The 11,678-nt window shown below is 60.5% G+C and carries 10 protein-coding genes; 3 read left to right on the top strand and 7 right to left on the bottom strand.

Annotated features, from left to right (window positions below; genetic code table 11):
- Positions 1–34 precede the first annotated feature (34 nt).
- A complete protein-coding gene (locus JHX87_RS06965) occupies positions 35–820 on the top strand; it encodes an IclR family transcriptional regulator domain-containing protein (protein WP_271883436.1) in 786 nt (261 codons plus the stop codon).
- Here JHX87_RS06965 and JHX87_RS06970 read toward each other — a convergent pair.
- The 7 genes from JHX87_RS06970 to JHX87_RS07000 all read right to left on the bottom strand — a co-directional run bounded on the left by JHX87_RS06970 (position 808) and on the right by JHX87_RS07000 (position 7,896).
- Entirely contained in the window at positions 808–2,181 is a 1,374-nt protein-coding gene (locus JHX87_RS06970; protein ID WP_271883437.1) for an FGGY-family carbohydrate kinase, read from the bottom strand. The genes JHX87_RS06965 and JHX87_RS06970 overlap by 13 nt on opposite strands.
- Positions 2,178–2,492, bottom strand: coding sequence for an L-rhamnose mutarotase (gene rhaM, locus JHX87_RS06975; protein ID WP_271883438.1), 315 nt, complete (start codon positions 2,490–2,492; stop codon positions 2,178–2,180). Before rhaM ends, JHX87_RS06970 begins: the two co-directional genes overlap by 4 nt.
- On the bottom strand, positions 2,492–3,502 hold the full coding sequence (locus JHX87_RS06980) for an ABC transporter permease (RefSeq protein ID WP_377776017.1): 1,011 nt from the start codon (positions 3,500–3,502) through the stop codon (positions 2,492–2,494). Before JHX87_RS06980 ends, rhaM begins: the two co-directional genes overlap by 1 nt.
- Positions 3,499–4,470 (bottom strand): ABC transporter permease, encoded by a 972-nt coding sequence (locus JHX87_RS06985; RefSeq protein ID WP_271883439.1) that lies wholly within the window; start codon positions 4,468–4,470, stop codon positions 3,499–3,501. The genes JHX87_RS06980 and JHX87_RS06985 overlap by 4 nt, the downstream gene beginning before the upstream one ends.
- The gene (locus JHX87_RS06990) at positions 4,467–5,996 is read right to left on the bottom strand and encodes a sugar ABC transporter ATP-binding protein (RefSeq protein ID WP_271883440.1); all 1,530 of its coding nucleotides are present in this window, start codon (positions 5,994–5,996) and stop codon (positions 4,467–4,469) included. The genes JHX87_RS06985 and JHX87_RS06990 overlap by 4 nt, the downstream gene beginning before the upstream one ends.
- A gap of 67 nt (positions 5,997–6,063) precedes the next feature.
- Positions 6,064–7,062: a rhamnose ABC transporter substrate-binding protein gene (rhaS, locus tag JHX87_RS06995; protein WP_271883441.1), complete on the bottom strand. Its 999-nt coding sequence runs from the start codon at positions 7,060–7,062 to the stop codon at positions 6,064–6,066.
- A gap of 27 nt (positions 7,063–7,089) precedes the next feature.
- A complete protein-coding gene (locus JHX87_RS07000) occupies positions 7,090–7,896 on the bottom strand; it encodes a DeoR/GlpR family DNA-binding transcription regulator (protein ID WP_271883442.1) in 807 nt (268 codons plus the stop codon).
- Positions 7,897–8,080: 184 nt separating this feature from the next.
- Here JHX87_RS07000 and JHX87_RS07005 point away from each other — a divergent pair, with 184 nt between their 5' ends.
- The gene (locus tag JHX87_RS07005; RefSeq protein ID WP_271883443.1) at positions 8,081–10,183 is read left to right on the top strand and encodes a bifunctional rhamnulose-1-phosphate aldolase/short-chain dehydrogenase; all 2,103 of its coding nucleotides are present in this window, start codon (positions 8,081–8,083) and stop codon (positions 10,181–10,183) included.
- Positions 10,184–10,186: 3 nt separating this feature from the next.
- Positions 10,187–11,461 carry an L-rhamnose catabolism isomerase gene (gene rhaI / locus JHX87_RS07010; RefSeq protein ID WP_271883444.1) on the top strand — a complete coding sequence of 425 codons (1,275 nt, stop codon included), beginning with the start codon at positions 10,187–10,189 and terminating at the stop codon, positions 11,459–11,461.
- Positions 11,462–11,678: the final 217 nt, after the last annotated feature.

Consider the following 11,678-nt stretch of genomic DNA (forward strand, 5'->3'; position numbering starts at 1 on the left):
TCAGAATGGAGTTCCAAAAATTTAAGAATGAAAAATGACTCAGAAGCCTCAAAAATCGGAAAATGCGGCAGCGGTGCTGAAAGTTTTCGCCGTGCTCGAATCGCTGGTCGAGGACAGGCGCGCCAGCCTGGCCGATATCGCGCAACGCGCCATGACCTCGAAGACGACAGCGCACCGCCTTTTGCAAACCATGGTCGATCTTGGCTATGTCGAGCAAGAGACCGATACCGAAAAATACGGCCTGACGCTGAAACTTTTCGGTCTTGGCGCGCGCATCCTGCGCGGGCAAGAGGATCTGCTGCGCGTCTGCGACCGCGAGATGGGGAAATTGTCGCGCGCGATCGGGGAATCGATCAATCTTGGGGTGATGGATAATTTCGACCAGCGCGTCGCCTATATCCACAAATACGACTCGGCCTATAACCTGTCGATGCAATCCACGCTGGGCGCACGTAATCCGCTGCATTCGACATCGCTGGGCAAGGCCTTGCTGGCCTTTCGCGATGATGAAGAGATCCGAGAGCGCTTTGCGAAGATGGATTTCGTCAAGCTGGCCCCCGCCACGATCACCGAGCCTGAAACGCTGTTCGCACAGCTGATCGAGACGCGCGCGCGCGGCTATGCCGAAGAAGTCGAGGAAAGCGAGGCGGGCGTGCGCTGCATGGCGGTGCCGGTTCTGGACCATACCGGAAAATCGGTTGCGGCAATCAGCATGGCCTTTCCGCTGTTCCGCTTTGATGAAGCACGAAAACCCGAATATGTTCAGCGGCTTACCGATGCCGGAAAGACGGCCTCTCTTGCGCTTGGCTATCCCGGCTGACCCGCCGCGATCACCGCCGCGCGCCATTGCCTGGCATAATCGCGCAGCGCAGCGCCCTGTTCAGAGGGGCTATGCCGCAGCGTCTTGGGCGCCCCTGATCCGGGCAGGCACAGCAAAGCGGCGCCCGCCGATGTCCCCGTCGCCGAGATTGCCGTCTCAACGCCGTCGGGGCGAAGCGCCGCCAGCATATCGATAAAATCGGAATTGCGCGCGAAAGGCCCCTCGATGATGGTCGGGCCGCGCGCGCCGATCAGCCCAAGGCAGGTTTCGGTCATCAGGGCCAGATACCATGACAGCGCCACAAGGCGTTGCCCCTCGGTCTGGGGCCGGGTGGTCCAGCGCATTTCGCGCCCCTGAAACGGGCCAGATCCCGGTTCGATGGCCGGAAGGATCATCATGGCCTTTTTCAGCACCTCGTCGCGATCCCTTTCATCTGGCTGGGCCGTGCTGCCGGCGCGGATCAGTTCGTATTCCCGGCCACCCATGAACCGGGCCGAGGGCACAGGCTGTCCAAGCGCATTCACATTCACCAACACATCGCGCCTGGCATCAAGCTTTTGCGGTGCCGCGCCCACCGCCATGGCCACGACCCAAGTTCCGGTCGAGACCGCCGTAAACGGTGCCTGCCGCCCAAGAACATAGGGGTAAAGCGAAGCGTTGCTGTCATGGATCCCCACAGCCACGGGCGTCGCCGCCGGTAGTCCAGTTTCCGCAGCCAGATCCTGACGCAATGTGCCCAGCACATCATTCGATCGCCGCGCCGCCGGGATCATCCCGCCAAGGCCCATACGATCGACCAGCGAGGATAGCCTGCCATTCCACGGGTCCCAAAGATCGGTGTGACAACCAAGCGAGGTGACATCGCTTGCCAGCTGGCCCGTCAAGCGCCAGCCCCAATATTGCGGGTAGGTCACGATATGCCCAAGCCCACCGGAAAGGTCGGGATGCGTTTCCAGAATCCAGTGCAGTTGCGCCCCCAGATTCAACCCGGCAGGCAGCCGTGGCGATCCGGTCTCTTCGAAAGGTGGGCGCAGCGCGTCATAGCGACGATGCAGCATGTCGGGGCCGTGATGTTCGTAATCAAGCATCGGCACCGCCAGCCTTGCCGATCTGTCAAGCAGAACGGCGGCCGCGCCGTGGGTGGTCACCGAAATCGCGTCAACCCCGTGATCACGGTTGAATTGCGTCAGGTTGGCCAGAAAGAACTGCCAGTGCCCCTCCAGATCGGCATGCGGCCATGGCGGGCCCACAAGCGGACGGTTGGGACGCGTGACCACGGCAATTTCGGTCAGGCTCTCTCCATCGACCAGGGCAAGTTTTGCGTTGGTCTTGCCGATATCTATGACGGCGATATGTGTCATGGCAGGTGAAACATCGGGATCAGGGGCACCGCGACCGGCTCGTTATCCTCATGCGTCACCATGAGATCGGCCATATGCGCCCACCATTTGCGCATCACCGGATGATCCGGCAGCGCATCCAGCCCATGATCGTCGCGACGCCACATCACGCCGAAAAGGGCGTTCGTTTCAGGGTCGAGGTGGATCGAATAATCCTCGACCCCGGCCTGACGCAGCAGCGCCGCCAGTTCGGGCCAGATCGCATCGTGGCGGCGCCGGTATTCATCAGCCGCACCGGGATTAAGCATCATGCGAAACGCGTATTTCTGCATCACCGCCTCCTCAGCATGAACCAAAGGCGCGGCAAGGCGATCACGCCAATCAGCAGCGCGCCCACGATGATCGACATCACGATCCCCGGCACATTCAGAAGGCCCAGTCCGAAGGTGACCAGCCCCATGACAAATGCAGCCAGAACAACGCCCGGAATCGACCCGGCGCCGCCCAGAATGCTGACCCCGCCCAGCACCACGATGGTCACGACCTCAAGTTCGAAACCGGTGGCGATGGATGGCCGGGTCGATCCAAGGCGAGAGGTCAGGCAGATCGCGGCAATGCCGCTGAGAAGACCGGTCAGCAGGAACAGGATGAACTTCACCCGCTCGACCCGGATGCCCGAAAAGCGCGCGGCAGTCGCGTTATTGCCAATCGCATAGACGGCACGCCCGAAATTGGTGCGGTGCAGCAGCACGCCGAAAATCAGCGCGGCAATCGCGAAGATCACCAGTTCAACGGTGATGACCCAGAACACGTAACCCTGACCGAACCAGGCGAAGCTGGGCGGATAGCCGGTAAAGGCACCATCGCCCAGCACGATATAGCTGATCCCGCGAAACAGGCTCATCGTGCCGATGGTGACGACGATTGAAGGCAGGCCAAACCGCGCCACCAGAATGCCGTTGAACGCCCCGCATGCCAGACCCGTGCCAAGCCCAAGAAGCACGATCACGAAGGTCGAAGCCCCCTCGGTCATGGCCACCCCCATCACGGTCGAGGCCAGCGCAATGATGGCACCCACCGACAGGTCGATTTCGCCCGCGATGATCAGCATCGCCATGGCAAAGGCGATCATGGCCTTTTCCGTAAAGTTGAATGTCGCGTCGCTAAGGTTCCACGGATCAAGGAAATAGGGTGAGGCAAGGCTGTTCAGGATGAAGATCGCGACAGCCACGATCAGCAGCAGCGCCTCCCAGCTTTTCAGCAGCCGTGCGCCCGGACGCGTCAGCCGGTCGGGGATCTGCCGTCCCGTCGCCCGCATCGGGGTTTCTTCGGTGGTGCTCATGCCTGCTCCTCCGCTTGTCTCAGGATGATGCGGCCAGACTCTCGTTGGCTGGCGGCATGGACGGCAATCGCGATCAGGATGGCCGCACCCGAAATCGCCATCTGCCAGAAGGGTGAGATCCCGACGACCGGCAGGGCGTTCTTGATGATGCCAAGGAACAGCGCGCCCATCACTGCGCCCGCCACAGTGCCCGAACCACCGGTCAGCGCGATGCCCCCGATCACGCAGGCGGCGACAACGTCAAGTTCGAAGCCAGCCGCGATATCGACATAGGCCACGGCATAGCGCGCAACCCAAAGATAGCCCGTCAATCCTGCCAATGCGCCGGCGATGACAAAGGCCGCAAATTGCGTGCGCCCGACCGAGATCCCGGTATAGACCGCCGCATGCGGGTTCCCACCCACGGCATAAAAGGCGCGGCCAAGGGGGGTGCGGCTCAGCAGGACCGCCACGCCCAGAATGGCCAGAATGGCGATCCAGGCCATCACCGGCAGACCAAGGATCATGGCTCGGGGAAAGGCCTTGAAGGCATCGCTCATCTGATGGGCATTGATCCATGCGCCGCCGGTCAGCAGAAAGATCGTGCCGCGATAGATCGTCATCGTACCCAGCGTGACAACGATCGAGGGGATCGCCAGCTTCCAGACCAGAAGGCCGTTGACTGCGCCAAGGGCAGCGCCCAGCGCAACGACAGTCGGCAGGATCACCGGCAGGGGGATCCCGGCGCCATCCAACAGCGCCGCGACCATTCCGCACAGCGCCAGATTTGCCGCCACCGAAAGGTCGATACATCTGGTCAGGATCACGATCATCTGCCCCAGCGCAAGAAGGATCAGCGGCGAGGTGTCGGTGAACACCTTGGCCAGATTGCGCGGCGTGACGAAGCCCGGAAATCGGGCCGCAATCGCGATCAGCAGGGCCAGTATGGCGAAGGCCAGGATCAGTTCGCGGGATCTGAGCAGGCTCATGCGGCGACCCCTTCGATCCCGACGGCGGCACGCACCAGATGCTCGGGCGTCATCCTGTCCCGGTCGAACTGGCCGACGATACGCCCTTCACGCATCACGATCACGCGGTCGGACATGCCCAGCACCTCGGGGATCTCGCTTGAGACCATGATGACGGCAAGGCCCTGCGCGGCAAGTTCAGACATGAAATCATAGACCGCGGCCTTTGATCCGATGTCGATCCCCTTGGTCGGCTCATCAAGAATGATGATCCGCGGGCGCGTGGCCAGCCATTTGGCGATGACCACTTTCTGCTGATTGCCGCCCGACAATTGGCCGATTTCCTGATCCAGACTCGCGGCGCGCAGATCAAGCCGCTGGGTATAGTCGCGGGCCAGCGCAAATTCCTCTGCCTGTCGCAGGAAACCGGAACGGCTGGTCCGGGCCAGTGATGGCAGCGTCACGTTCTGATAGATGGGCAGCCCCTTGACGGTGCCTTGCCGCCCGCGATCCTCGGGAACATAGACGATACCGGCATCCACGGCCTGCGCGGTCGAGCGGATGACCTTCACATCATCGCCAATCCGTGTCGCGCCCCGTGATGGCTGCGTGATGCCAAACAGCGCCTGCATCAGCTCTGACCGGCCAGCGCCGACCAGCCCGTAGAACCCCAGGATCTCACCTTCGTGCAATGTGAAGTTTATGTCATCGAACTCGGTCGGATGCGCATAGCCTGCCACGGTCAGCACCGGCCCGCCAATCGTCGCCGGGCGCTTGGGATAGATCTGATCGACCGAGCGGCCGACCATCAGCTGAACCAGCTCTGCCTCATTCGTCGCGGCGATCTGACCCTCATCGACGAATTGACCATCGCGGAACACCGTCCAGCGATCGGCAATGCGGAAAATCTCGTCGAATTTATGGCTGATGAACAGGATCGCCTTGCCCTGCGCCTTCAGCTTTTCAACCAGTTCGTAAAGTTCGGCGATTTCCTTATGGGACAGCGCCGCCGTCGGCTCATCCATGATCACGACACGCGCATCGATCGACAGGGCGCGCGCAATCGCGACAAGGTGCTTGCTGGCGATCCCCAGATCGTGAAGCTTTGCGCCCGGATCAAGATCGGCGCCGATGCTTTGCAGGATTTCTGACGCGCGGCGGCGCATCGCGCGACGGTCGATGAGGCCAAAGGACCCGCGCGGCGCATGGCCGATGAAGATATTCTCGGCCACCGTCAACTCGTCGAAAAGAACCGTTTCCTGATGGATCGCGGTTACACCCGCCTGCCCCGCCACCTGCGCGGTTGGCAAGGCGACCTCGATGCCGTCAATCAGGATCTGCCCCTCTTCGGGCTGATAGATCCCGGTCAGAACCTTGACGATAGTGGATTTTCCCGCGCCGTTTTCCCCGATCAGCGCGGTGACCTGACCCGGATAGAGATCCAGCAGCACGCCATCAAGCGCGCGCACACCGGGAAATGTCTTGACGATGCCGCGCAGCGACAGCACGGGGGCTGCGCCATCCTGCGGCACAAGATCGGCCTGCATATGACGTTTCCTTCGACAGATAAAAGATGGTCCGCGCCTGGCGCACGCGGACCGGAACTTGCCGGTTTCAGAAGACCGAGCTGAACTCGTCCACGTTGCTTGCGTCATAGACGAAGGGGTCGGCCATGGCGGCCTCGGTATTGTCGTCCAGAACCACCTCGCCCATGCGGCCGATGGGAATGGTCGCGCCCGGCTCGGCCGTCGCGTCGCCCTTGGCAAGGTGATATGCGATCATCGTGGCGGAATAGCCCAGATCGATCGGGTTCCAGATCGCGAAGGATTGCGAAGCCCCGGATTTGACATGACCCGCCATTTCCGAGGGCAGGCCAAGGCCCGTCACATTCACCTCTCCGATCTTGCCGGCATCGGTGACAGCCTGCGCGGCGGCCACGATCCCGACCGAGGTCGGCGCGATGATGGCCCTGAGATCGGGATAGGTCTGGATAAGGCCCTGCGTCTCACGATAGGATTTGTCGGCAAGATCATCGCCATAGACAGTGCCGACGATCTCGACATCGGGATAATCGCCCGCCACCTTGTTCATCTCTTCGATCCATGTGTTCTGGTTCGTCGATGTGGTCGTCGCCGACAGCACGGCGACCTGGCCGCCCTCGGCTGGCAGGTGGTCGGCGGCAAGCTTGATGATCATATTGCCGATCAGCGGCGCAGAAGACGGGTTCAGTTGCATCTGGCGACCCTCGGCCGCGACGCCCGAATCCCAACTGATCACGGTAATGCCGCGATCCATGGCTTTCTTGAGTGTCGGCACCAGCGCATCGGTATCATTGGCGCTGACCGCGATTGCATCGACACGCTGGGCGATCAGGCTGTTGATAACCTCGATCTGGCCCTCGGCGGTGGTGTCGGTCGGTCCGGTATAGATGATTTCGACATTGCCAAGTTCGGCCGCAGCTTCTTCTGCACCTTTATTGGCGGCCTCGAAAAAGCCGATCCCAAGTGCCTTCACGACCAGCGCGATACGCATGTCGTCCTGGGCCTGCGCGTTCCCCGCCATCATGGCGGATGCCAGTGCAACGCTGGTCAGTATGTTCGTCAGTTTACTCATCTGTTCCTCCCTTTGATCCGCAAAGCGCTACCGCTCTGCGCTTTTCTTTCGGTCGGTCGCGGCCACCTCGGCCACGATCAGCCTGATTTCGGCGGCCTCCAGCATCTGGGCGACATGATCCTCGATCCCGTCATCGGTGATGACGGTGTGAATGCGGCTCAGCGGGCACAGCAGCAGGCTGGATCGCTGACCGAATTTCGAGCTGTCGGCCAGAACCACCAGTTCATCCGCCTGATCTATCAGCTTCTGCTCGGCCTGAATCAGAAGCGGGTCACCTTCCATGAGGCCAAGGGGACCAAGCCCACGACAGCCCATGAACATCCGGCTGGCGCAGAAATGATCGCTGCCATCGGCATCGAAGGGCGACAGGATGATATTCTGTTCGCGATAGATGGCGCCGGCCGGCAGCAGGACCGTATTCTTGGATTGCTTCAGCAGATGCTCGGCAATGGGAAAGCTGTTGGTAAAGACCTGCATCCGCTTGGCCGTCAGCGGGTGGACCATCTGGAAGGTGGTGGTGCCGCCATTGATGATGATGGCATCGCCGTCCTGACACAGATCGACAGCGGCGCGCGCGATTGCGCGCTTCTGCGCGATGTTGATCGTTTCATTAAAGGCAAAGGGTCGTGCGTTGATGCCGACAAATTGAGGCGGTGAAATCGCCTCTGCGCCACCACGAACGCGGCGCAGCTTCTTGGCCATGTGCAAATGAGCGATATCCCGGCGCACTGTGGCCTCGGACGCGCCGGTCAGGTCACATAAATCGCTGACGGTGACCACCGGCCTTTCCTGAACGGCCGACAGAATGATGCGGTGACGCTCGGTTTCCAACATAAGATTCTCTCCCTTGCCTGGCAGCTTCTCAAAGTTAAGACGCATAGTCAATCATAAACAATCAAAATTTGCATTTATTGATCGGTTTAAGATTGCATTTGATCGTTTTTGATTGACTTTAGCCCTGATGATGTCGTATCGGCAGTCTCAGCACAGGCATTCGCCGCGATCCAGGGAGGCATCCATGACTATCAATCACACCGGCAATCGGCTGGAAAACCTTTGGGACGACACCGAAGCCGCATCGATGAGCGAATCGGAAAAGCTGCTCTATCGCTCGAATCTGCTGGGATCGGACAAGCGGGTGACCAATTATGGCGGGGGCAACACCTCTGCGAAGGTCACGGAGACCGACCCGCTGACCGGCGAACCGGTTGAGGTGCTTTGGGTAAAGGGCTCGGGTGGCGATATCGGATCAATCAGGATCGATGGCTTCTCGACGCTTTACATGGACAAGCTGCACGCGTTGAAGGGGAAATATCGCGGCGTCGAACACGAGGATGAGATGGTCGCCTACCTGCCCCATTGCACCTTCGGGCTGAACCCGCGCGCGGCGTCAATCGACACGCCGCTTCATGCCTATGTGCCGCGCAAACATGTCGATCACGTCCATTCGGATGCCATCATCGCGATTGCCGCCTCGGTCAACTCGCGGGAATTGACGCAAGAGATCTTTGGCGATGAAATCGGCTGGCTGCCGTGGAAAAAACCCGGATACGAGCTGGGTCTGTGGCTTGAAAAGCTTGCGCGTGAAAATCCGCAGATGCGCGGGGCCGTTCTGGAAAGCCACGGGCTTTTCACATGGGCCGACGATGCCAGGGATTGCTACCTGACCACGCTTGAAATCATCAACAAGGCGGCCGCATGGCTAGAGCGGAAATCCAGCGGCAAAGCAGCCTTTGGCGGCCAGAAAAGCCCGACGCTGAACCCCGAAGAGCGCCGAAACATCGCGGCCCGGCTGATGCCGGTCATCCGCGGCCTGATTTCGAAAGATCGCCACAAGGTCGGCCATTTCGATGATCAGGATGCGGTGCTGGAATTTGTCGGCTCGGCCATGCTGGACGATCTTGCGCCCCTTGGCACGTCTTGCCCCGATCACTTTCTGCGCACGAAGATCAGGCCCCTTGTCATCGATTTCGACCCGGCCGATCCCGATCTGGATGCGGTGATTGCAGGCCTTCCCGACGCCGTCGCCGCCTATCGCGATGATTACGCGGCCTATTACGAGCGCTGCAAACATGATGACAGCCCGGCCCTTCGCGACCCGAATGCCGTGGTTTATCTGGTGCCGGGCGTCGGCATGATCACATTCGCGCTGGACAAGGCCACGGCCCGAATCTCGGGCGAGTTCTACGTCAACGCCATCAATGTGATGCGCGGCGCCTCGACCGTCAGCACCTATCAGGGCCTGCCCGAGCAGGAAGCCTTCGATATCGAATACTGGCTGTTGGAAGAGGCCAAGTTGCAGCGCATGCCCAAGCCGAAATCGCTTGCGGGGCGCGTCGCGCTGGTGACGGGTGGCGCGGGCGGGATTGGCGCCGCAACCGCCGAACGCTTCCTGCGCGAAGGCGCCTGCGTCATGCTGGCCGATATTGATGCGGATGCGCTGACCTCGGTCAAAACCGGCTTGGACGCGCAATTCGGTGCGGATGTGGTGCGAACGGTGCTGATGAATGTCACCGACGAAGATCAGGTCATCGCCGCCTTTGACGATCTGGCTGTCGAATTCGGCGGCAACGACATTCTGGTCTCGAATGCCGGTATTGCCTCTTCCGCACCGCTGGAAGAGACTACGCTGGCCCTATGGAACAAGAACATGGACATCCTGTCCACCGGCTATTTCCTGGTCAGCCGCGAGGCGTTCAAGACCTTTCGCAAGCAGGATATCGGCGGCGCCGTGATCTTCGTGGCATCGAAGAACGGGCTTGCGGCAAGCCCCAATGCCTCGGCCTACTGCACGGCCAAGGCGGCCGAGATCCATCTGGCCCGCTGCCTTGCGCTGGAGGGCGCCGAGGCAGGTATCCGCGTCAATGTGGTCAATCCCGACGCCGTTCTGCGCGGCTCGCGGATCTGGTCGGGTGACTGGCTTGACCAGCGTGCCTCGACCTACAAGACCGACAAGGACGGGCTGGAAGAGATGTATCGTCAACGATCAATGCTGAAACGCTCGGTACTCCCCGAGGACATCGCCGAAGGCGCCTATTTCTTCGCAAGCGATCTGTCCGCGAAATCGACCGGCAACATTCTTAACGTGGACGCAGGCAACGTCCAGGCCTTCACGAGGTAAGCCATGATCAATGCACAGATTATCGAGGCGGAAAACGCCGCTCGCACGGCCGATCTCAGCGCGGATTACGACGCCCTTGGCAGCCGGCTGGCACGCCGGGGTATCGACATCGAGGCGCTGACAGCGCGCGCGATGGCCTTTGGCGTGGCCGTGCCAAGTTGGGGCACCGGAACGGGCGGCACCCGCTTTGCGCGCTTTCCCGGTGAGGGAGAGCCAAACGGCATCATGGACAAGCTGGACGATTGCGCCGTCATTCACCAACTGACCGATGCCACCCCCAGCGTCAGCCTGCACATCCCCTGGGACAAGGCCGATCCCGCCTTGCTGCGCGAAAAGGCCGAGGAAACCGGACTGGCCTTCGACGCGATGAACTCGAATACGTTTCAGGATCAGCCCGGTCAGGCCCTCAGCTACAAATTCGGATCACTGTCGCATGCTGACAGCGCGACCCGTGAACAGGCCGTCGCGCATAACCTTGAATGTATCGAGATCGGGCGGCAGATCGGATCAAAGGCATTGACAGTCTGGATCGGCGACGGCTCGAACTTTCCCGGCCAGACCTCACTGTCGAAACAATTCGATCGCTATCTGGAGTCCATGCACCGGATCTATGCCGGTCTTCCCGATGACTGGCGGATTTTCAGCGAGCACAAGATCTACGAACCCGCGTTTTACTCCACCGTGGTTCAGGACTGGGGAAGCAGCCTGATGATCGCGCAGGAACTGGGCGAAAAGGCGCAATGTCTTGTCGATCTGGGCCATCACGCGCCCAATGTGAACATCGAGATGATCGTGGCGCGGTTGATCCGCGCGGGCAAACTGGGCGGCTTTCATTTCAATGACAGCAAATATGGTGATGACGATCTGGATAGCGGCACGATAGAGCCCTTCCGCCTGTTCCTTGTCTTCAACGAGCTTGTCGAGCTTGAGGGCACAGCCGGCCTGGATCTGGCGCATATGATCGATCAAAGCCACAATGTCACCGACCCGATAGAAAGCCTGATCATCTCTGCCTGCGAGATCCAGCGCGCCTTTGTTCAGGCCTCGCTGGTGGATCGCATCGCGCTGGAAGGTTATCAGCGTGAAAGCGACGCGCTCATGGCCGCGGCCACCTTGCGGGCGGCATTCCGGACCGATGTCGAACCGATCCTGGCCATGGCGCGCCTTCGCGCGAACGCGGCAATTGACCCGGTGGCGACCTATCGCGCTTCGGCCTATCGTGCCGAGGTCGCGGAAAAGCGCCCGAAATCATCAGGCGCGGGCGGCGGGATCGTCTAGCTGATTAGTCCCATTGTGCAGCGGTTTACTGATCTGCGGCCATCGAAGAATGCACCATGGGACTAAACACCTAATCGTCTAAAACAAAATAAAATTGCTGATAAAGGGATTTTGACTGAAACGGTAAGTTGGCCTATTGTCCGATCAGACGAATGAAGCTTGAGACGATCCGTAGCGGTCTGTGGCTGCAAGTGCGTATCATATCGGCCCACGCTCG

Source organism: Paracoccus fistulariae, assembly GCF_028553785.1.
GTDB lineage: Bacteria > Pseudomonadota > Alphaproteobacteria > Rhodobacterales > Rhodobacteraceae > Paracoccus > Paracoccus fistulariae.

Bases quoted from the DNA above. Each gene is read 5' to 3' on its own strand.
- JHX87_RS06965 (WP_271883436.1), top strand. From the start codon at position 35: ATGACTCAGAAGCCTCAAAAATCGGAAAATGCGGCAGCGGTGCTGAAA.
- JHX87_RS06970 (WP_271883437.1), bottom strand. From the start codon at position 2,181: ATGACACATATCGCCGTCATAGATATCGGCAAGACCAACGCAAAACTT.
- rhaM (WP_271883438.1), bottom strand. From the start codon at position 2,492: ATGCAGAAATACGCGTTTCGCATGATGCTTAATCCCGGTGCGGCTGAT.
- JHX87_RS06980 (WP_377776017.1), bottom strand. From the start codon at position 3,502: ATGAGCACCACCGAAGAAACCCCGATGCGGGCGACGGGACGGCAGATC.
- JHX87_RS06985 (WP_271883439.1), bottom strand. From the start codon at position 4,470: ATGAGCCTGCTCAGATCCCGCGAACTGATCCTGGCCTTCGCCATACTG.
- JHX87_RS06990 (WP_271883440.1), bottom strand. From the start codon at position 5,996: ATGCAGGCCGATCTTGTGCCGCAGGATGGCGCAGCCCCCGTGCTGTCG.
- rhaS (WP_271883441.1), bottom strand. From the start codon at position 7,062: ATGAGTAAACTGACGAACATACTGACCAGCGTTGCACTGGCATCCGCC.
- JHX87_RS07000 (WP_271883442.1), bottom strand. From the start codon at position 7,896: ATGTTGGAAACCGAGCGTCACCGCATCATTCTGTCGGCCGTTCAGGAA.
- JHX87_RS07005 (WP_271883443.1), top strand. From the start codon at position 8,081: ATGACTATCAATCACACCGGCAATCGGCTGGAAAACCTTTGGGACGAC.
- rhaI (WP_271883444.1), top strand. From the start codon at position 10,187: ATGATCAATGCACAGATTATCGAGGCGGAAAACGCCGCTCGCACGGCC.